23 protein-coding genes are annotated in these 18,389 nt (G+C 69.4%); 17 read left to right on the forward strand and 6 right to left on the reverse strand.

What is annotated here, in order from left to right:
- The first annotated feature begins 357 nt into the window (after positions 1 to 357).
- From ACIRGA_RS19840 to ACIRGA_RS19885, 10 genes are all read left to right on the forward strand, one after another.
- Entirely contained in the window at positions 358 to 2,373 is a 2,016-nt protein-coding gene (locus tag ACIRGA_RS19840) for a neutral/alkaline ceramidase (protein ID WP_400942928.1), read from the forward strand.
- A 17-nt stretch (positions 2,374 to 2,390) separates the two neighbouring features.
- The gene (locus ACIRGA_RS19845) at positions 2,391 to 3,350 is read left to right on the forward strand and encodes a sphingomyelin phosphodiesterase (protein WP_400942930.1); all 960 of its coding nucleotides are present in this window, start codon (positions 2,391 to 2,393) and stop codon (positions 3,348 to 3,350) included.
- Positions 3,351 to 3,384: 34 nt separating this feature from the next.
- Entirely contained in the window at positions 3,385 to 4,689 is a 1,305-nt protein-coding gene (locus ACIRGA_RS19850; RefSeq protein WP_400942931.1) for an MFS transporter, read from the forward strand.
- Positions 4,686 to 6,086 carry a pyridoxal phosphate-dependent decarboxylase family protein gene (locus tag ACIRGA_RS19855; protein ID WP_400942933.1) on the forward strand — a complete coding sequence of 467 codons (1,401 nt, stop codon included), beginning with the start codon at positions 4,686 to 4,688 and terminating at the stop codon, positions 6,084 to 6,086. The genes ACIRGA_RS19850 and ACIRGA_RS19855 overlap by 4 nt, the downstream gene beginning before the upstream one ends.
- A 76-nt stretch (positions 6,087 to 6,162) precedes the next feature.
- Positions 6,163 to 6,594, forward strand: a complete 432-nt coding sequence (locus tag ACIRGA_RS19860) for an SRPBCC domain-containing protein (protein ID WP_400942934.1) — start codon at positions 6,163 to 6,165, stop codon at positions 6,592 to 6,594.
- Complete coding sequence (locus ACIRGA_RS19865) at positions 6,584 to 6,919, forward strand: ArsR/SmtB family transcription factor (protein ID WP_400942935.1); 336 nt, start codon at positions 6,584 to 6,586, stop codon at positions 6,917 to 6,919. Before ACIRGA_RS19860 ends, ACIRGA_RS19865 begins: the two co-directional genes overlap by 11 nt.
- A gap of 67 nt (positions 6,920 to 6,986) precedes the next feature.
- Complete coding sequence (locus ACIRGA_RS19870; protein WP_400942937.1) at positions 6,987 to 7,676, forward strand: DUF899 domain-containing protein; 690 nt, start codon at positions 6,987 to 6,989, stop codon at positions 7,674 to 7,676.
- A gap of 21 nt (positions 7,677 to 7,697) precedes the next feature.
- Entirely contained in the window at positions 7,698 to 9,119 is a 1,422-nt protein-coding gene (locus tag ACIRGA_RS19875) for a class I adenylate-forming enzyme family protein (RefSeq protein ID WP_400942938.1), read from the forward strand.
- 50 nt (positions 9,120 to 9,169) lie between these two features.
- Positions 9,170 to 10,021: an LLM class flavin-dependent oxidoreductase gene (locus ACIRGA_RS19880; RefSeq protein WP_400942939.1), complete on the forward strand. Its 852-nt coding sequence runs from the start codon at positions 9,170 to 9,172 to the stop codon at positions 10,019 to 10,021.
- 50 nt (positions 10,022 to 10,071) lie between these two features.
- Positions 10,072 to 10,233 carry a hypothetical protein gene (locus tag ACIRGA_RS19885; protein WP_400942941.1) on the forward strand — a complete coding sequence of 54 codons (162 nt, stop codon included), beginning with the start codon at positions 10,072 to 10,074 and terminating at the stop codon, positions 10,231 to 10,233.
- A gap of 242 nt (positions 10,234 to 10,475) precedes the next feature.
- On the opposite strand, the gene ACIRGA_RS19890 is transcribed toward ACIRGA_RS19885, so the two are convergent.
- From ACIRGA_RS19890 to mrf, 4 genes are read right to left on the reverse strand one after another with little or no spacing between them, the layout of a single operon-like run.
- Positions 10,476 to 11,549 carry a GTP-binding protein gene (locus ACIRGA_RS19890; protein WP_400942943.1) on the reverse strand — a complete coding sequence of 358 codons (1,074 nt, stop codon included), beginning with the start codon at positions 11,547 to 11,549 and terminating at the stop codon, positions 10,476 to 10,478.
- Positions 11,546 to 11,704, reverse strand: coding sequence for a 50S ribosomal protein L32 (rpmF, locus tag ACIRGA_RS19895; RefSeq protein ID WP_181774007.1), 159 nt, complete (start codon positions 11,702 to 11,704; stop codon positions 11,546 to 11,548). Before rpmF ends, ACIRGA_RS19890 begins: the two co-directional genes overlap by 4 nt.
- Positions 11,704 to 11,961 carry a type B 50S ribosomal protein L31 gene (locus ACIRGA_RS19900; protein ID WP_007032638.1) on the reverse strand — a complete coding sequence of 86 codons (258 nt, stop codon included), beginning with the start codon at positions 11,959 to 11,961 and terminating at the stop codon, positions 11,704 to 11,706. Before ACIRGA_RS19900 ends, rpmF begins: the two co-directional genes overlap by 1 nt.
- Positions 11,958 to 13,211: a ribosome hibernation factor-recruiting GTPase MRF gene (gene mrf, locus ACIRGA_RS19905; protein WP_400942946.1), complete on the reverse strand. Its 1,254-nt coding sequence runs from the start codon at positions 13,209 to 13,211 to the stop codon at positions 11,958 to 11,960. The genes ACIRGA_RS19900 and mrf overlap by 4 nt, the downstream gene beginning before the upstream one ends.
- A gap of 84 nt (positions 13,212 to 13,295) precedes the next feature.
- Here mrf and rpmB point away from each other — a divergent pair, with 84 nt between their 5' ends.
- The 6 genes from rpmB (at position 13,296) to cobA (ending at position 15,982) form a co-directional block, all read left to right on the forward strand.
- On the forward strand, positions 13,296 to 13,532 hold the full coding sequence (rpmB, locus tag ACIRGA_RS19910; RefSeq protein ID WP_005149951.1) for a 50S ribosomal protein L28: 237 nt from the start codon (positions 13,296 to 13,298) through the stop codon (positions 13,530 to 13,532).
- Positions 13,532 to 13,699 carry a 50S ribosomal protein L33 gene (gene rpmG, locus ACIRGA_RS19915; protein WP_005149953.1) on the forward strand — a complete coding sequence of 56 codons (168 nt, stop codon included), beginning with the start codon at positions 13,532 to 13,534 and terminating at the stop codon, positions 13,697 to 13,699. Before rpmB ends, rpmG begins: the two co-directional genes overlap by 1 nt.
- Positions 13,699 to 14,004, forward strand: coding sequence for a 30S ribosomal protein S14 (gene rpsN / locus ACIRGA_RS19920; protein WP_400942947.1), 306 nt, complete (start codon positions 13,699 to 13,701; stop codon positions 14,002 to 14,004). Before rpmG ends, rpsN begins: the two co-directional genes overlap by 1 nt.
- A complete protein-coding gene (gene rpsR / locus ACIRGA_RS19925; protein WP_400943072.1) occupies positions 13,998 to 14,237 on the forward strand; it encodes a 30S ribosomal protein S18 in 240 nt (79 codons plus the stop codon). Before rpsN ends, rpsR begins: the two co-directional genes overlap by 7 nt.
- Before the next feature lie 65 nt (positions 14,238 to 14,302).
- Positions 14,303 to 14,710 carry an ankyrin repeat domain-containing protein gene (locus tag ACIRGA_RS19930; protein ID WP_400942948.1) on the forward strand — a complete coding sequence of 136 codons (408 nt, stop codon included), beginning with the start codon at positions 14,303 to 14,305 and terminating at the stop codon, positions 14,708 to 14,710.
- 54 nt (positions 14,711 to 14,764) lie between these two features.
- On the forward strand, positions 14,765 to 15,982 hold the full coding sequence (cobA, locus tag ACIRGA_RS19935; RefSeq protein WP_400942949.1) for a uroporphyrinogen-III C-methyltransferase: 1,218 nt from the start codon (positions 14,765 to 14,767) through the stop codon (positions 15,980 to 15,982).
- Here cobA and ACIRGA_RS19940 read toward each other — a convergent pair.
- Together ACIRGA_RS19940 and ACIRGA_RS19945 are read right to left on the reverse strand one after the other, a co-directional pair.
- Positions 15,970 to 16,530, reverse strand: a complete 561-nt coding sequence (locus ACIRGA_RS19940) for a GNAT family N-acetyltransferase (RefSeq protein WP_400942951.1) — start codon at positions 16,528 to 16,530, stop codon at positions 15,970 to 15,972. The genes cobA and ACIRGA_RS19940 overlap by 13 nt on opposite strands.
- Positions 16,520 to 17,407 (reverse strand): alpha/beta fold hydrolase, encoded by an 888-nt coding sequence (locus ACIRGA_RS19945; protein WP_400942952.1) that lies wholly within the window; start codon positions 17,405 to 17,407, stop codon positions 16,520 to 16,522. Before ACIRGA_RS19945 ends, ACIRGA_RS19940 begins: the two co-directional genes overlap by 11 nt.
- A 128-nt stretch (positions 17,408 to 17,535) precedes the next feature.
- Here ACIRGA_RS19945 and ACIRGA_RS19950 point away from each other — a divergent pair, with 128 nt between their 5' ends.
- Positions 17,536 to 18,378 (forward strand): crotonase/enoyl-CoA hydratase family protein, encoded by an 843-nt coding sequence (locus ACIRGA_RS19950; RefSeq protein ID WP_400942953.1) that lies wholly within the window; start codon positions 17,536 to 17,538, stop codon positions 18,376 to 18,378.
- The last annotated feature ends 11 nt before the right edge of the window (positions 18,379 to 18,389 follow it).

Here is an 18,389-nt window from a genome sequence, read left to right on the forward strand (position 1 = left end):
CCGATTGCGTGTTTGTTGCTGGTATGCCGGTTTTGCGGGGGGGTGGTGAGTGGCAAGTGTCGTTAGAACCCCACTTGCCACTCACGACCTCCGCGCGAAGATGCGCAAAGTTCCCAAATCGGTCACTTTAGGCTGAAGAAGTGTCCTTTGTGGATGCTCGGGACCGTCTTCGTTCGACTGAAGGACGTCTTCCTCGCATGTGACGCGGTGAAAGCGCCCTTCGCTGCGTCTCATGCGGGGAAAGACCCCCCCTTCAGCCTCCCGGCCTTTCGTGGGTTGCGGCAGTGAGGCCCATCACGTAGCGTCCCGGCCACGAACATGAAGTCGGTTCATGTTCGTGGCCGGGAGGTGCGATTCATGACGGTGAGCCGGAGGCGGGTTCTCGCGGGCGCGGCGGCGTTGCCCGTCGCGGCGACCATGCTCGGCGCCCAGCAGGCGCAAGCGGCGCCGGCAAAGAATTTCCGCGTCGGCGTCGGCATCTCCGACGTCACCGGCCCGGCCGCCGAGAACGGCATGATGGGCTATTCGATGCCGCAGCAGCAGACCGCCGGCATCCACCTCCGCACCCGGGCGCGGGCGTTCGTGGTCGACGACGGTGCCAAGCGGATCGTCTTCGTCACCGCCGACCTCGGCGCCCTGTTCCAGTCCGTCCACCAGGGCGTCATGCGCAAGCTCCAGGCCGCGTACGGCGACCTGTACACCGAGCAGAACGTGCTGCTCAACGCCACGCACACCCACTCCGCGTGCGGCGGCGATTCCCATTACGCCGCTTACGATCTGGCGATCCTGGGTTTCCAGCAGGAGGTCTACGACGCCGTCGTCGACGGGATTTTCGAGGCCATCGGCCGCGCGCACGCGAACCTCGCGCCCGGGTCGATCCGGCTCGGCCGCGCCGAGCTGACCAAGGCGAGCGTCAACCGCTCCCGCAAGGCCTTCGACCTGAACCCGCAGGCCGACAAGGACCACTTCCCGCAGGCGATCGACCCGGCCGTCACGGTGCTGCGGTTCAGCCAGAACGGCGTCGACGTCGGCGCGATCAGCTGGTTCGCCACGCACGGGACGTCGATGAGCAACGGCAATCACCTGATCAGCGGCGACAACAAGGGTTACGCCGCCTACGAGTGGGAACACGACCACGCCGGCGTGCGCTACCTCGACGGGAACCCGCGGTTCGTCGCCGCGTTCCCGCAGACCAACACCGGCGACATGAGCCCGAACCTGAACCTCGAACCGGGCACCCCCGAAACCGAATTCGAGAACACCCGCACCATCGGGGATCTCCAGTTCCGCGCGGCGAAGAGCGCCTTCGACGCGGCCGCCGAAGCCGTGACGGGCGGCGTCGACCACCGGATGTGCTACGTGGACATGTCCGATGTGGCCATCGACGCGAAGTACACGCCGAACGGGCGGCCGCAGCGTACCTGCACGGCCGCGATCGGGGTCTCGATGCTGGCGGGCAGCCGCGAGGACGGCCCCGGCCTGCCGCTCCCGGAAGGCGTGAAGAACCCGTTCATCGACTGGCTCGGCGGCATCGACGCGCCGATCCCGCAGGCTCTGGCCGACGCGCACGCGCCGAAGGTGATCGCGGTGCCGTTCGGCGCGATGAAGCCGTATCCGTGGACGCCGGAGGTCCTGCCGCTGCAGCTCGTCCGGATCGGGCAGCTGCATCTCGTGGCCGTACCGGCCGAGCTGACCATCGTCTCCGGGCTGCGGTTGCGCCGGACCGTCGCCGCCGAACTCGGTGTCCCGCTGGAGAACGTGCTCGTCCAGGGCTACTCCAACGCCTACAGCCAGTACGTCACCACGCCGGAGGAATACGACTCGCAGCAGTACGAAGGCGCGTCGACTCTCTACGGTCGCTACACGCTTCCGGCGTACCAGCAGGAATTCGCCAAACTCGCGGCCGCGATGAAGGCGGGGACGTCGGTCCCGCACGGGCCGACACCGCGGGATCTGCGCGGCAAGCTGATCAACTTCCAGCCCGGCGTCGTCTTCGACAGCGCGCCCGCGTTCAAGAACTTCGGCGACGTCCTGGCCGACGCGAAGAGCACCTACGCGCGCGGCGAGCAGGTCGCGGTCGAGTTCGTCACGGGGCATCCGAAGAACGATCTGCGGCGCGGCGGCACCTTCCTGGAGATCCAGCGGCTGGTCGACGGCAAGTGGATCCGCCACGCCGACGACGGTGACTGGGACACGAAGTACCACTGGGCGCGGACGTTCGTCGCCGAATCGAAAGCCGTCGTCCACTGGAAGATCCCCGCGAACGCCCCGATCGGCAAGTATCGCGTGGTCCACTTCGGCAACTGGAAGAACGGCTGGAACGGGGCGATCTCCGCGTTCAGCGGAACCTCGCGGACGTTCGTCGTCTCCTGACCCCGGAAGGAATCTTCGTGCGGAAGCTCGCCGTACTCGCCATCGCCGCCGCGATGTTCGCCGGAACCGCCGTGCCCGCCCAGGCCGCGGTCTCGGTGAAGGTCATGGCGTTCAATATTTGGCAGTTGCCTTGGATCGCCAGCCCGAACACCTCGGACAAGCAGGCGCGGGCGCGCGCGGCCGAGGCCGTCATCCGCGCGAACGACGCCGACGTCGTCGTCCTGGACGAGGCTTTCAGCGCCCAGGCGGAGGAAATGCGGAACCGGCTGAAGGACGTCTGGCCGCATCAGACGCCGCTCGTCGGCCAGTACTGCTCCACGTCACCGGGCTGGACCACGGTGAACGGCAACTGCTCGAATTCCCCGATCGTGGTCAACGGCGGGGTCACCGTGCTGAGCAAGGCGCCGGTGACCGAACAGCACCAGCTGGTCTTCCGCAATTCCTACTCGGGCACCGCGGACTACCTGTCCAACAAGGGCGCCGCGCTCGCCCGCCTGGTCGTCAACGGGAAGCCGGTCTGGATCGCGGGTACGCATATGCAGGCCGACGAGGGGCCGGAGACGCTGCCGAAGGCGCACGACATCCGGATGGCGCAGCTCGGCGAGATCCGGGAGCTGATCACGAAATACGCCCCCGCCCGAGAGTCGGTCGTCGTCGCGGGCGACCTGAACATCGAGTACTGGGCGGGACAAGCGCGCAAGGACTCCCTCGGCCGGACCCAGGTTCAGCAAGGTGAAGCCTTCCTCGACGGCGTTCTCCGCACGACGGGCGAAGGCGCGTACACCTTCGACGCGGCGACGAACCCCAATGCGGCGAAGTCCGTTCCGGCGACCTACCGCGACTCGCTCGACTATGTGGGAGCCGTCCGCGCGGGTGGCCGTCCACTCGCCGCTGTCGGCCCGGTACAGCTCGTGCATTACGACGGTGGCACGATTCCCTCCGACCACTACCCGGTGGTGGCCAAGATCCAATACTGAGGCCTTCATCGGGAGAATCGCCTCGAGGAGGATCATGGCATCGCTGCCAGCACGGACGAGGTACCGCTACTCGCTCGGCTCGTTCGTCACCGGCGCCTTCGGCACGGTTCCCGGCCTGCTCCTCCTGAAGTACCTCACCGACACGATGGGCGTCGCGGCGGGCGTGGCCGGCCTGATCGTGTTCGTTCCCAAAGCGTGGGACGTGCTTTTCAACCCGATCGCGGGAAGGCTGTCGGACGCGGACATGGTCCGCACCGGCAGCCGCCGCCGGTTCCTGCTCTACGGGGGCATCGGTGTCGCGATTCTCTTCGCCGCCCTGTTCGCGCACCCGGGCTTCGGCGGCCCGGTGCCCGACGCGATCTACGTCGTTGTCGTCTTCCTGTTGTGTGCCACCGCGTACGCCTTCTTTCAAGTGCCGTTCAACGCGTTGCCCGCCGAGCTGACGGACTCGGCCGAAGAGCGCACGAAGCTGACCAGTGTCCGGATCGGCTTCCTCGCGGTCGCCATCCTGGTCTCCGGTGGCGGCGCGCCCGCGATCACCGACCTCATCGGCGGCATCGCCGGTTACCGGGTGATGGGCCTGTTCATCGCCGTGGTCATCCTGCTCGCGACGCTCGGCGTGTACTTCGGGCTCAAGGACGCTCCCGTCGGCGCGCTGCGGCCGAACACGGTGAGCCCGCGTGAACTGCTCCGGACACTCGCGCAGTGGCGGCCGTTCCGCTGGCTGCTCGGGGTCTATTTCATCCAGGCGCTCGGCATTGGCACGGTACTGGCCGCGATCCCGTTCTTCGCCGAGCGGATCCTCGGCAGCTCCGGCTACTCGACGGTCCTGTTCGTCGGCTTCGTGGGCCCGGCCCTGCTCACCATGCCGCTGTGGCCGAGACTCGGTGCGAGCGTCGGGAAACTGGCCGGGTTCCGCATCGCCACCGCCGCGTTCGGCGTCGGCCTGCTCGGGCTCCTCGGCGCCGAGGTGTTCCCGTTCGCCGTCACGATGGTGTTCGTCGCCTTCTGCGGGGTCGGCTACGCGGGGATTTCGGTCTTCCCGCTGGCGATCCTGCCGGACCTGATCAGCGACGAGGAGGAGCGGACCGGCAAGACCAGGGCCGGGGTCGCGGCCGGCGTCTGGACGGCGTCGGAAACGCTGGGGCTCGCGCTCGGACCGGGTTTGTGGGGGCTCGTGCTGCAGCTCGGCGGATACCAGTCCAGCCTCGACGCCAAGGCCGCCCAGCCGGACAGCGCGCTCACGGCGATCCTGCTCGGCGCGTCGATCCTCCCGGCCGTGCTGATCGTGCTCGGCATCCCGCTGCTGCGCAAGTCGGTGCTGGAGCGCCGGTCGTGACCGCCGAGGACATCCTGAAGGAGCTGCGGGAGCTGCGCGCGGGGGACCTGCCGACCCACGGCGGCCGGACGCTCGCGTACGTCTACGACAGCGGTCTGTCCGAAGTGGACGAACTCGGCGCCGCCGCGCACGCGCTGGCCTCGTCGGCCAACGGGCTCGACCCGACGGCGTTCCCGAGCCTGCTGCGGATGGAGAACGACCTCGTCGGCACCGCCGCCCGGTTGCTCGGCGGTACGGCGGAGACGGTCGGTTCGGTGACGTCGGGCGGCACGGAGTCGTGCATGCTCGCGGTCCTGGCCGCCCGCGACGCGCGTCCGGACGTGTCCTCGCCGAGCATCGTGCTGCCGACGACCGCGCACGCCGCGTTCCACAAGGCGGCGCATTTCTTCGGGGTGCGCGTGGTTTCGGTGCCGGTCGATCCGGTGAGCTTCCGCGCCGTTCCCGAGGCGATGGCCGCGGCGGCCGACGACAGCACGGTGCTCGTCGTCGCGAGCGCGCCGTCGTACGCCCATGGTGTCCTCGACCCGATCCCGGAGATCGCCGCGCTGCTGGACGGCGTCCGGTTCCATGTCGACGCCTGTATCGGCGGCTGGGTGCTGCCGTACTTGGGGCTCGGCCCGTTCGGCTTCGACGTCCCCGGCGTCACCAGCGTCTCGGTCGATCTGCACAAGTACGCGTACTGCCCGAAAGGCGTGTCGGTTCTCTTGCACGCCGACGCCGGGCTGCGCCGTTCGCAGTACTTCGCCAGTGCCGACTGGCCCGGCTACACGATGCTGAACACCACCCTGCAGAGCACGCGTTCGGGTGGTCCGCTCGCCGCGGCGTGGGCCGTCGTGCGGCATGTCGGCGAAGAGGGCTACCGGAAGCTGGCGTCGTCGGCGCGTGAGGCGGCCGTGGAGATCCGCACGGGAATCGAGGCGCTGGACGGCTTGCGCGTTCTCGGCGATCCGGTCTCGACGCTGCTCGCGTTCACCGTGGCGGACGGCGCCGGATTCGACCTGTTCACCGTCGCGGACGAGATGCGCGAGCGAGGCTGGTACGTCCAGCCGCAGTTCGCCCACGAGTCGTCACCCGCGAACCTGCACCTGACCGTGACGGCCGCGAACCGGGGGAGTGAAAAGGAGTTCCTGGCCGATCTCGCAGCTTCGGTCGTGGCCGCCCGTGAAGCGGGGCCGATCGTCGTCGACCCGCAGGTGGCCGAGTTCGTCGCGGCGCTGGACCCGGCGACCTTGACGCCGGAGCAGTTCGCCGGACTGCTGGCCGCGGCCGGTCTCGGTGGCGACGCGGGGCTGCCCACCCGGATGGCGGAGATCAACGCCCTGTTGGCCACGGCACCCGGCCCGCTGCGGGAGCGGCTGCTGCTCGAGTTCCTCGGCGCGCTGTACACGGCTTCCTGAGCCGCACCTTGACGCAATCGCTCGGTTGCTATACAAAGTTATAGCAACCGATTGATTGCTACTTGAGGAGGCCGTCGTGGGATTCCCCGACCGGATCGAACGCACCGTCGAAATCGCCCATCCGCCCGCGAAGGTCTGGGCCGCGCTGACCACGGCCGAGGGCCTGGGCACCTGGTTCGGGAACCAGGCGAGCATCGACCTGCGGCCCGGCGGTCAGGCCGAGATGAAATGGGACGAGGGGCACAAGGCGAACATGCGCGTCGAGCGCGTCGAGGAGCCGGAGATCTTCGGCTTCACCTGGAACATCTACGGCCTTCCCGACGACGATCCTCGCCGCACCTATGTCGAGTTCACCCTCGCCCCGAACGGCGACGGCACGCGTCTCACCGTCGTCGAAACCGGTTTCTCCCAGCTGCCGGACGACGTCCACGGTGTCGCTTTCGATGGGAACACGAAGGGGTGGGCGGCGGAGCTGGGCGAACTGATCGAATACCTCGATGCCGCCTGACACCGAAGCGATCGCCGAACAGGTCTTCGTCGCATTGGCCGACCCGAGCAGGCGGAGCATCCTCGCCACGCTCGCCTCGGGCGGCCCCGCCACGGCGACCGACCTGGCCGAACGGCTGCCGATCACGCGGCAGGCCATCGCCAAACATCTCGCGCTGCTCACCGACGCCGGCCTGGTGACCCCGGAACAAGGGGAACGGCGCCGCGTCCGTTACCGGCTGCGGTCGGCCCCGATGCAGGTCGCCCAGCAGTTCCTCGCCGCGCTCGCCCGCGATTGGGACGGGCCGCTCGCGGCCTTGAAAGACCATCTGGAGGGAACATCATGAGCTTCACGACGAGTTTCACCGCGGATCAGACGCCGCAGCAGGTCTTCGACCCCGCGGAGCCGGCGTGATGAACACGGTGTCCGCGGCCGAATGGGAGGAAGCGCGCCTTCGGTTGCTGGTGAAGGAAAAGGAACTGACCCGCGCCCGCGACGCGCTCGCGGCCGAGCGGCGGCGGATGCCGTGGCTCGCGGTCGAAAAATCGTACGAGTTCGACGGCCCGTCCGGGACGGTCAACCTGTTAGACCTGTTCGAAGGACGCCGTCAGCTGATCGTCTACCGGGCCTTCTTCGACCCCGGCGTGGACGGTTTCCCTGACCACGCCTGCAAAGGCTGCTCGCTGGTGGCCGACCAGGTCGCGCACGTCGCGCATCTGAACGCCCGCGACACCACGCTCGCCTTCGCCTCGCGAGGCACGCAACCGGACATCGTGCGGCTGAAGACGCGGATGGGCTGGACGATGCCGTGGTACACGATCACCAGCGACTTCGACGCCGACTTCGGTGTCGACGAGTGGCACGGCACCAACGCCTTCATCCGCGAAGGTGATCAGGTGTTCCGCACGTACTTCGTCAACGATCGCGGCGACGAGGCGATGGGCGGCACCTGGAGTTACCTCGACATCACCGCCCTGGGACGGCAGGAGGAGTGGGAGGACTCACCGGAGGGGTATCCGCAGACGCCGCCGTACGAATGGTGGAACTGGCACGACGCTTACGAGGGTGCCGCTCCGGCCGGTGGCTGCTGCTCGGGATCTTGACCCTGGGCTAGGGTCCGGCCGGTGGAGAGTCTGTTCCTGGCCCGGGTGCTGGACGCGCTGCGTTCGGGGGGCGACGAGGTGCTGTTCGTCCAGGACGGCCGGGAGACCGGCTACGGGCAGGCGCTCGAACTGGTACGCCGGATGTACGCGGCGCTGCCGGAGCGCGGGGTGGTCGCCATCGACGCCGGCAACCGGCCGGAAACCGTCCTCCTTCAGATCGCCGCGCAGCTGCGGGGTTCGACGGTGTTGCTCGTCGCCGCGTCGGCGAGTACGCCGGACCGGCTCGCCGCGGTCGAGGCGGCCGGGGTCACGACCCTGGTGACCGAGCGGCCGGCGGACTGGCCCGCCGTCGACGCGCGGGTGACCACGCTCGACGACCTGGTGGACCGCGACGGTACCGACCCGGGAGAGCTGCCAGGGTCGGTCACCGTCATCTTTCCCACCGGCGGTACCACCGGGGCGCCGAAACTCATCCGGCACAGCGGGATCTACGACGGGATGGCCCATATCTTCGCGCCGGATCCGGCGGGGCTGGGACGCACGCTGCTGATCGCGCCGATGACACATATGACCGGCAACGCCACCGTGCTGGGAGCGATCCTACGGCGGGAGAGTGTCGTGCTGCTGCGGGGTTTCGACGCGGGCAAGGTGCTGGACGCGATCGCGCAACACCGGATCACCGCGTTGTCCCTCACTCCCGCGCGCCTGGCGGAGATGCTCGACCATCCGGCCATGGCGTCGAGCGACGTCAGCAGTGTGCGGCAGCTTTCGCTGGGTGCCGCCCCGCTTCCGCCGAGACGGCTGGCTCAGGCGCTCGAGGTGTTTGGGCCCGTCGTCGGGCAGGGATACGGGCTCACCGAGGCGCCGATGATCGCGAGCATCTCCGCGGCGGAGCTCGCCGGACGGCCGGAGCGGCTCGAGTCCGTGGGCCGGATCGTGCCGGGCATGGAGGCCAGGATCGACGACGGGGAGGTCCTGGTGCGCGGACTGTCCATGATGGTCGGCTACCACGGGGCGGCGCCGATCGGGAACGGCTGGCTGCGGACCGGTGATCTCGGGCGCTTCGACGACGAGGGATATCTCTACCTGCTGGACCGGGCGAACGACGTCATCATCACCGGCGAGCACGGCACCAAGGTGTACTCGACCGTGGTCGAAAACGCGCTCGCGCGGCATCCGCTGATCCGTTCCGCGGCCGTGTTCGGCGTGCCGGGCGACGGCGGCGAGGGCGAGCGGGTCCACGCCGTGGTGGTGCCGGTCGCCTCAGGGGCGCTGTCGGTCGAAGAAGTCCGTTCGCATGCCCGGGAGTTCTTCGGGCGGGAACATTTCGTACCGTCCGATGTGGACTTCGCCGAGGCGCTGCCGCTGACGGCGATCGGCAAGGTCGACAAGCGGGCGCTCCGGGAGCCGTTTTGGGCCGGGCATCGCCGCCACATCGCTTGACCGTGAAGAGCACTTGACCTCCAGTCAAGTGGAGGTCGCACGATGGGCTCATGAAACTGGGTGTGATCCTCCCGGCCGACGATCTCCGTGTGTCCGCCCGGCAGGCAGAGGACGCGGGTCTCGACAGTGTGTTCCTCGGCGATCACCTGATGACCGGACGTCCTTCGCTGGACAGCACGGTCGGGCTGGCGGTCGCCGCCGCGGTCACCACCCGGATCCGGATCGGGCTGAGTGTGTTCGTCCCGGCGATGCGCCCGTTGGCGTGGGCGGCCAAGCAGATCGCCTCGTTGCAGCAGGTGTCGGGCGAACGGCTCATCCTCGGCATCGGCTCGGGCGGGGGAGAGGCCCAGTTCGCGGCGGCCGGGATGCCGTTCGCCGAACGCGGCCCGCGCACCGACCAGGCGCTTCGCCTGCTGCCGGAGCTGCTGGCAGGCAAGGAGGTGCGGATCGGCGACGCCGTCGTCGAACTGGCCCCGCCGGCGGCGGTCCCGCCGATCTGGGTCGGCAACCGGGGCAGGCTCGTGCTCCGGCGGGTCGCCGAATACGGCACCGGGTGGTTCCCCTCCCTCCTGTCGCCGGAAGCCGTCGCCGCCGGACGGCGACGGCTGATCGATCTCGGTGTCGCGGATCCGGTGATCGCGGTCGGCGCCACCGGCGCGGTGGGCGGGGACGCCGACCTGCCGCCGGTGGAGGACCTGGCGAAAGGGATCGGCGACGCCTACGGGATGCCCCTCGACCAGGCGATCTCCCTGCCGCTCAACGGTTCCGCCGAGGCCGTCGCCGAACGGCTGTCGGCTTACCGTGAGGCGGGAGCGGCCCACGTCGTCGTCGGACTGGCGGGCCCGCTCTGGGCCGACCAGGTGCGGACACTCGGTCGGGTGAGCACGCTGCTGGACCGGTAGTCCGGTGCTACGGTCCGCCTGATCAGGCGTTTTCGATCAGGAAGGATCCAGTGACGACCGCCGCGCACACCGAACACGCCGGCCATACGCACGCTCACGGTGAGGGCTGCGGCCATGTCGCGGTGCCGCACGGCGACCACGGCGACCACGTCGACTACGTGCACGACGGCCACCGGCACGCCGCGCACGGCGACCATTACGACGACCACTGACTCACGACGACCCTGACCCGCCTGTCGCGAAAGCCACTTTCGAGACGTCACACGTCGCGAAAGTGGCTTTCGCGACGTACGCCCAGGCCATGAGGCCTACCAGAGCCCCGCTACCTGGCCGACCACCGCTGCCGCTGACGTTACGAAAGATGGCTTTCGCAACCCGGCACCCTGCGCACCCGGTCGCCGCACGTGTCCCCTGTGGACACTCGTGGCATGGTCGCGACACCCGAACCACGACCTCAGTGGACGTGCACGGCTTCCCACTCCGGAAACGGATCCGCACCGGCCGAGCCGGCGGCCAGGCAAGACCGGAGCGAGTCCAGCAGCGCGTCCTTCTCCAGCCCCACCCCGATGAACACCAGTTCCTGCCGCGGCGCCTCCTCGACGCCCTGCGGTTCGAACCGGGCGACCGAACCCGCCTGCGACCACAGCCCGGTCACCCCGGGCCGCGACGCCAGCGAGAAGAACCCCTTCGACCGCAAGACCGTCCCGAACTCCCCGGTGTCGAGCCGCGCGACGAAGTCCCACAGCCGTTCCGGATCGAACGCGAGCCCGGCGCGGAAGACCACGCTGGAGATCCCGTACTCCTCCGTCTCCGGAACATGATCGCCGTTGAGCTCCGCCACCCAGCCGGGTGCTTCCTGCGCCCGCTCGACGTCGTAACGCCCGGTGCCGAGCAGCCTGTCGAGCGGGACCCGGCCGTGCGTCGAGACGACGACCTCCGCGACCGGGTTGAGCCGCCGCAGCATCGCCGTCAGCCGGTCGAGAGAGCCGGCCGGGACCAGGTCCGCCTTGTTCAGCAGGAGGACGTCCGCGAACTCGATCTGGTCCATCAGCAGGTCGCTGACCGTCCGCTCGTCCCCGTCGTACTGGTCCAGCCCGCGTTCGGTCAGCGCGTCCCCGGCCGCGAGTTCCCGCTCGAAGTTCACCGCGTCGACCACGGTCACCATCGTGTCGAGCCGCGCGGAATCCAAGAAGGAGAACGTCGCCGCCACGGGCATCGGCTCGGAGATCCCGCTCGATTCGATGAGCAGGTAGTCGAACCGGCCGTCCTCGCACAGCCGCGAGACCTCTTCCAGCAGGTCGTCGCGCAGCGTGCAGCAGATGCAGCCGTTGGTCATCTCGACGAGCCGTTCCTCGGTGCGGGACAGGCTGTTCCCGTCCCGCACCAGCGCGGCGTCGATGTTGACCTCGCTCATGTCGTTCACGATCACCGCCACCCGCAGCCCGTCGCGGTTGGCGAGGACGTGATTGAGCACGGTCGTCTTGCCCGCCCCGAGGAATCCGGACAGCACCGTGACCGGCGTCGTCATTCCCCACCTTCGTGAAAGTGTTTCATCAGCTTGCGTGGCACGAGCTTCGTCTCACCGTTCACCTTGATCGGCACCAGATCCGGCACGGCCGCCTTCCACTGCGAACGCCGGGACCGGGTGTTGCTGCGCGACATCTTCCGCTTCGGGACGGCCATTACTTCGACCCTCCGCGGCGTCCGTAGCGGCGGTGGAACTTCTCGACCTGGCCGGCGCTGTCCATGATCCGCTGGTTGCCGGTCCAGAACGGGTGCGACCACGAGCTGATCTCGACGTTCACCACCGGATAGGTGTTGCCGTCGCTCCACTCGATGGTCTGGTCCGAGGTGGCGGTGGAGCGCGTCAGGAAGGCGTCCCCGGTGGAGAGGTCTTTGAACACCACAGGGTGGTAGTCGGGGTGGATTCCCGGTTTCACTGCGTTTCGTCCTTTCGGTTCGACGCGTTCGCGTCGTGCTTCTCGGGGTCGGTTTCCGTGTCCTCACACGGTTCTTCGTGCCACTCGCCGAACGGATCGGGGTAGCTGAGCCATTCCTGCTCTCCGGCGGCGAGTTCCTCTTCGGTCAGCAGGGCCCCGTTCAGGGCGGCTTCGATCTCCTCGGGGGTGGCCTGATCGGTGACGACGACGAGTTCCTGCGCGCGGTCGCCGAACAGCGGGTCCCAGCGCAGGGAGGCGAGAGTGCGGCGTTCGGGGGAGACGTCGGCCCAGTCCGGACCGTCGGGGGCGGCGAGCCACGGCCCGGCGTGCCCGACGGCGAGACCGCCGCCCGCGGACTCGATCCACAGCGCCATGTCCGGCTGGCTCGCCACCCAGAGCCGTCCCCGGGTGCGGACGACGCCGTCGAGCAGGACGTCGATCGCGTCGTGGAGGCGTTCGGGGTGGAACGGACGCTGCGAGGTGAAGGTCAGCAGCCCGATCCCGCAATCGGTGTGCAACGGCGGCTGGCCGCGCAGCAGCGGTCCGTGCATGTCGGTGACCTCGCCGCGCCGGGCGTCGGCGGGGACGGCGTCGAGCACGGTCTTCCCGTCCACAGAGGACAGTTCCACGCGGGGGATCGACGGTGCGACGCGGTCGAGTACGGCCGAGGCCTTCGCCGCGGACCACGCGTCGGTCGCCGCGCCGGCGAGGACGATCAGGTCGGCGAACTCGACTTGGGTGAGCGCGACCTGGGCGACTGTGCGCTCGTCTTCGGGGCTCGCCCGCAGGTTCCGTTCGGCGAGGGTGTCGTCGCCGGTGCTGTCGGCCAGCCAGCCCGCGCAGTCGACGACCGTCAGCACGGCGCGCAGATCGACGTCCTCGATCACCGGCCGCTCGCCGACGAGGACGTGGTGCAGCGCCCAGCTGACCGGCTCGGGCTCCATCGCCTCGTCGAGCCGGACCACGATGCGCCGCACCTGCGGCATTTGGGAGAGCTCGCGCAGCAGCGGCAGCAGATCCTCGCGCAGCGTGCACGAGACGCAGCCGTGCGCGAGTTCGAGGACGGTCAGCTGGTCGCGGTCGCCGAGCCGGATCCGCCGTCGGACCACTCCGGAGTGGATCTGCCTCAGGTCGTGATGCACGACGGCGGTGCCGGGTTCGGCGAGGCGCAGCCGTTCGGCGAGGTCGGCGTTCGGTCCCGGTGCGAGGCCACCGATCAGGACGAGGGGCACGCGGGGGTTGTCGGTCACTGAAGCTCCGGGGCGTCGGGGGCGTTCTGGTTCGGCTGTGTAGAGTAAATGAAAACGACAACCGATATCAACTCGGGAGGGTGTATGTCCGCCGTGTGCCAGGTCACCGGCCGCAAACCGGGCTACGGGAAGCAGGTGTCGCATTCGCATCGGCGCACGTCCCGGCGCTGGGAGCCGAACCTGCAAGCCAAGCGGTACTTCGTGCCGAGCGAAGGGCGCTGGGTCCGGCTGCGGGTCTCGGTGAAGGGCATGAAGACCATCGACAAGCGGGGGATCGAGGCCGTTGTGGCCGAACTCCGCGCGAAAGGGGTGAAGCTCTGATGGCCAAGAGCACCGACATCCGGCCGATCATCAAGCTCCGCTCGACCGCGGGCACCGGCTACACCTACGTCACCAAGAAGAACCGGCGGAACGACCCGGACCGCATGGTGCTGCGCAAATACGACCCGGTCGCGCGCAAGCACGTCGAGTTCAAGGAGGAGCGCTGATGGCCAAGAAGTCCAAGATCGCCATGAACGAACAGCGCAAGGTCGTCGCCGCCCGCTACGTCGAACGACGGCGTGAGCTGAAGGCCACCATCGCCTCGCCCTCCGCGTCGCCGGAGGAGAAGGCGGCCGCCGTGTCGGCCCTGCAGGCGATGCCGCGCGACGCGAGCGCGACCCGGATCCGCAACCGCGACGCCGCAGACGGCCGCCCTCGCGGTTACCTGCGGAAATTCGGGCTCTCGCGGGTCCGGATGCGGCAGATGGCGCACAACGGCGAACTGCCCGGCGTCACGAAGTCGAGCTGGTGAGGCCGAACCGGGACCGCCCCGTCAAGCGCAAGACGAACCTGTTGCACGCCAACAAGATCACCGAGGTCGACTGGAAGGACGTCGATCTGCTGCGGAAGTTCATCTCCGATCGCGGCAAGATCCGCGCCCGCCGGGTCACCGGGCTGACGCCCCAGCAGCAGAAACAGGTCGCCACGGCGATCAAGAACGCCCGCGAGATGGCGTTGCTGCCCTACCCCAACGCGGGGCGCTGACGCCACCGGTCCGGGTGGTGCGACGCGCCGCCCGGACCGCGGCTCGGCGTGGGAGGATCGGGCCCATGACGGAGAACCCCGGACAGGCCGAGGAATTCGATCCCGAACTGCTGGAGTTGTGGGCCAAGGTGTTCGGCTTCGCCCGCTCCGGCGCGACGGCCGAGCTCGCCGCGTACGTCGACGCGGGCGTTTCGGCGAACCTGACCAACGACCGGGGCGACACGCTGGTCATGCTCGCCGCCTACCACGGGCACGCGGAGACCGTCGCGGCGCTGATCGACCGCGGCGCCGATCCGAACCGTGAGAACGACCGTGGTCAGAGCCCGCTCGCCGGCGCGGTCTTCAAGAACGAACCCGAGGTCGTGAAGGCCCTTCTCAAGGGCGGCGCGGACGCGACGGCGGGGGAGCCGTCGGCGATCGACGCGGCCAGGATGTTCGGCAACACCGAACTGCTGGCGCTGCTCCAGGGCTGAGGCGGTTCTCACTCGGATCGCGGTCCGGGCCGCTGAATCCTTACACTGCCCCGCATGGATGACCCGCATTACCTCTCCGGCCTCGACCTGGCCGGCCGTCGTGTCGTGATGATCGGTGGCGGGACGGTCGCCCAGCGCCGCTTGCCACGGTTGATCAGCGCCGGCGCGCGGGTCGAACTGGTCTCGCCCCACACCACGCCGTCGGTGAGCGCCATGGCCGACGCCGGCGAGATCGTCTGGCACGAGCGCCGCTACACCGAGGGCGACCTCACCGACGCCTGGTACGCGCTGGCGTGCACGAACGACCCCGAGGTCAACGCCGCCGTCTGCGCCGAGGCCGAACGCGCGCGGGTGTTCTGCGTCCGCGCCGACGACGGAGACCTCGGCAGCGCGGTCACCCCGGCCTCGGGCAGGCACGGCGGGCTCCTGGTCGGCGTCCTCTCCGGCGGCGAGCCGTTGCGGTCGGCCACCGTCCGGGACAGCGTCCTCGACGGCCTCCGCGCCGGCACCGTCGCTGACGGCCGCGTACCGGACGCCGGTGACGACTTGCCCGGCGTCGCCCTCGTGGGCGGTGGCCCGGGGGACCCGGAGCTGATCACCGTCCGCGGCCGCCGTCTCCTCGCCAGGGCCGACGTCGTGGTCGCCGACCGGCTGGCCCCGCGCGAGCTGCTCGACGAGCTCTCGCCCCACGTTGAGATCGTCGACGCCGCGAAGATCCCGTACGGGCGCGCCGCCAGCCAGGACGTGATCAACTCGACGCTGATCGACCGGGCCAAGGCCGGGAAGTTCGTCGTGCGGCTCAAGGGCGGCGACCCGTACCTGTTCGGCCGTGGCTTCGAAGAAGTCCTCGCCTGCGCGGAAGCGGGCATCCCGGTGACGATGGTCCCCGGCATCACGAGCGCGTTCTCCGTCCCCGCCGCGGCGGACGTCCCGGTGACCCACCGCGGCGTCGCCCACGAGGTCGTCGTGGTGTCCGGGCACGTCGCGCCGGACGACGAGAAGTCGCTGGTGGACTGGGATCAGCTGGCGAAGATGCGCGGCACGATCGTGCTGATGATGGGCGTCGAGCGGCTTCCGCTGTTCGCCAAGGCGCTGCGGGCGGGGCGGCCGGGCGACACGCCGGTGGCGATCGTCGAGGACGGCACCATGCGCACGCAGCGGGTTCTCCGCTCCACTTTGGACAAGGTGGTCGAGGACGCGGCCGCGGCCGGGGTGCGGCCGCCCGCGGTGATCGTGTTCGGTCCGGTGGCGGGGCTGGCTCAGCCCTCGTAACCACGGTCCGAGACGTAGAACCAGTCGGCCCCGTCGTCGCCGGGGGAGTCGAGGTACTCCGCGCGGACCAGCCCGGACCGCAGTGCCACCCGTTGCGACGCGACGTTCTCCGGCCGGACGCGGGCGATCACGAGGTCGTCCGGCCGGTGGACGCGGGCCCAGCCGACCGCCGCGGTGGCGGCCTCGCCGGCGTATCCGGCGCCCCACGAGGACGGGAACAACCGGTAGAAGAGGTTCAACACGGGACGGCGCCGGAAGCCGACGATCTTCACCCCGCAGAACCCCAGCACCTCCGGCGAGTCGTGGCGCCGGATCGTCCAGTACCCGAAGCCGTACCGGTTCCACTGGTGCGTCCAGCGGAGCAGCAGCAACTCGGCCTCTTTGCGCGTGCCGACCATGTCGGACGGGTTGTGCGCGCAGGCCTCAGGATCGGTGTGGAGAGCGAAGATCGCGTCGAGGTCCTCAGGGCCGGGACGGCGTAGGAGCAGGCGCCCGGTCCGCAGCTCTTCCGCGGCCGTGTCCCGGGTCGGCGCCGGTTCAACGGTCATGGCAGCGCGCCGAGAAGTCGGTGATGGCCTCGGTCAGGCGGGTCGGATCGAAGCGCAGTTCGACCGGGCTGCGCGCCTGGACGAACTCGGCCGCCGGCATGTCCGCGGCCAGCGTGTCGGCGTCGCCGAACGGGTGGATCGGGTCGCGCTCGTGCCCGATGACCAGTGCCGGGGTCTCGATCTTCCGCCGGATCGACTTGGGCGGCGCGATCCGGCCGAACAGCACGCCGTGCAGGAGCGCGGCCATCGGCGCGGGCTCCTGGGACAGCGTGTCGGTGACGACGTCGACCCACTGGTTGCCGTGCGGCACGAGTTTCGCCGCCAGCGCCACTCCCTGCACAGTCACCGGCAGGAACCTGGCGGCCATCAGTAGTGGCGCGAACGTGATCAGCCCGGCGACGATCGCGTTGTCCAGCACGGGCATCTCGACGACCAGGCCCAATGCGCGCTCCGGCGCGGCGACGCCCACTTCGAGCGCGACGTTCGCGCCCAGCGACGTCCCGCCGATGACGGCGGTGTCGATCTCCAAGTGGTCGAGCAGTGCGACGGTCTGCTCCGCGAACGCGGGCATCGAGTACAGCCACGAGTCGGTCGGCCGGTCCGAATCGCCGTGACCGAGCAGGTCGAGCGTCACCGCCCGGAAGCCCGCCCGCGCCAGCCTGCGGGCGAGCGGCGCGTGCATCCGCCTCGTCAGCATGATGCCGTGGGTGAGCACGACCACCCGGTCGCCGGAACCGAATTCGGTGTACGCGAGCCGGTGACCCTCATGGGTGAAGGATCCCGACAGCTCGATCGGCCGGGAGGATCGTTCCCGTCGCCGTCCGGGGGTCGGCGCGGGCAGGTCGGCGACCGCGGTGGCGCTGCTGACCGGGCTCATATCCCACCGTCCTTCGTCGATCGTCGGTACTCACCGGTAGTACTCGCTGGTACCAGGAAAGCATCTCGTGGCCACCGTGGCACAGTGGCCGTTGGCAGCCTGTCAATCACATGAGTCAAGATGACCTCATGACCGCTACAGCTGACAGTCTTCCCGATCTCGTTTCGCTCAAGGTGGAGATCGACGGGCACGTCGCCGAAGTGACGCTGCTCGGTCCGTCCAAGGGCAACGCGATGGGCCCCGATTTTTGGCGTGAGCTGCCGATCGTCTTCCGTGCGCTGGACGCGGACCCGCAGGTCAGGGCGGTCGTGCTGACCGGGAGCGGCAAGCACTTCTCCTACGGGCTCGACCTGCCCGCGATGATGCCGAGCTGGGGCGAAATGCTCGGCGGCGACGCGCTCGCGGGCCCGCGGACGAAGTTCCTCGACGAGGTCAAGACCCTCCAGGCGAGCGTCTCCTCGATCGCCGAATGCCGCAAACCGGTCATCGCGGCCATTTCCGGCTGGTGCATCGGCGGCGGTGTCGACGTGGTCGCGGCCGCGGACATCCGCCTGGCGAGCACCGACGCGAAGTTCAGCGTGCGCGAGGTCAAGGTCGCGATCGTGGCCGACCTCGGCAGCCTCCAGCGGCTCGCGCCGATCATCGGCGAGGGGCACCTGCGCGAACTGGCCCTCACCGGCAAGGACGTCGACGCCGCCCGCGCGGAGAAGATCGGCCTGGTCAACGACGTCTACGCGGATCAGGAGACCCTTCTCGCCGAGGCGCGCAAGCTGGCGGGGGAGATCGCCGCGAACCCGCCGCTGGTCGTGCAGGGCACCAAGAACGTCCTCTCGGCCAACACCGAACGCCAGGTCGCGGACGGCCTGCGTTACGTCTCGGCCTGGAACGCGGCGTTCCTGCCCAGCAAGGACCTCGGCGAGGCCGTGCAGGCCTTCCTCGAGCGCCGCGCGCCCGAGTTCAAGGGAGAGTAGAAAGAACCGGC

It is taken from the genome of Amycolatopsis sp. NPDC102389 (assembly GCF_044765885.1).
In the GTDB taxonomy this organism is placed as follows: domain Bacteria; phylum Actinomycetota; class Actinomycetes; order Mycobacteriales; family Pseudonocardiaceae; genus Amycolatopsis.

Coding starts and splice junctions, on each gene's coding strand:
- ACIRGA_RS19940 (WP_400942951.1), bottom strand. CDS start 16,530: ATGACCGTTGAACCGGCGCCGACCCGGGACACGGCCGCGGAAGAGCTG.
- cobA (WP_400942949.1), top strand. CDS start 14,765: ATGGATGACCCGCATTACCTCTCCGGCCTCGACCTGGCCGGCCGTCGT.
- ACIRGA_RS19880 (WP_400942939.1), top strand. CDS start 9,170: ATGAAACTGGGTGTGATCCTCCCGGCCGACGATCTCCGTGTGTCCGCC.
- ACIRGA_RS19840 (WP_400942928.1), top strand. CDS start 358: ATGACGGTGAGCCGGAGGCGGGTTCTCGCGGGCGCGGCGGCGTTGCCC.
- ACIRGA_RS19865 (WP_400942935.1), top strand. CDS start 6,584: ATGCCGCCTGACACCGAAGCGATCGCCGAACAGGTCTTCGTCGCATTG.
- ACIRGA_RS19945 (WP_400942952.1), bottom strand. CDS start 17,407: ATGAGCCCGGTCAGCAGCGCCACCGCGGTCGCCGACCTGCCCGCGCCG.
- ACIRGA_RS19930 (WP_400942948.1), top strand. CDS start 14,303: ATGACGGAGAACCCCGGACAGGCCGAGGAATTCGATCCCGAACTGCTG.
- rpsN (WP_400942947.1), top strand. CDS start 13,699: ATGGCCAAGAAGTCCAAGATCGCCATGAACGAACAGCGCAAGGTCGTC.
- ACIRGA_RS19890 (WP_400942943.1), bottom strand. CDS start 11,549: ATGACGACGCCGGTCACGGTGCTGTCCGGATTCCTCGGGGCGGGCAAG.
- ACIRGA_RS19950 (WP_400942953.1), top strand. CDS start 17,536: ATGACCGCTACAGCTGACAGTCTTCCCGATCTCGTTTCGCTCAAGGTG.
- ACIRGA_RS19850 (WP_400942931.1), top strand. CDS start 3,385: ATGGCATCGCTGCCAGCACGGACGAGGTACCGCTACTCGCTCGGCTCG.
- rpmG (WP_005149953.1), top strand. CDS start 13,532: ATGGCCAAGAGCACCGACATCCGGCCGATCATCAAGCTCCGCTCGACC.
- rpmB (WP_005149951.1), top strand. CDS start 13,296: ATGTCCGCCGTGTGCCAGGTCACCGGCCGCAAACCGGGCTACGGGAAG.
- ACIRGA_RS19870 (WP_400942937.1), top strand. CDS start 6,987: ATGAACACGGTGTCCGCGGCCGAATGGGAGGAAGCGCGCCTTCGGTTG.
- rpmF (WP_181774007.1), bottom strand. CDS start 11,704: ATGGCCGTCCCGAAGCGGAAGATGTCGCGCAGCAACACCCGGTCCCGG.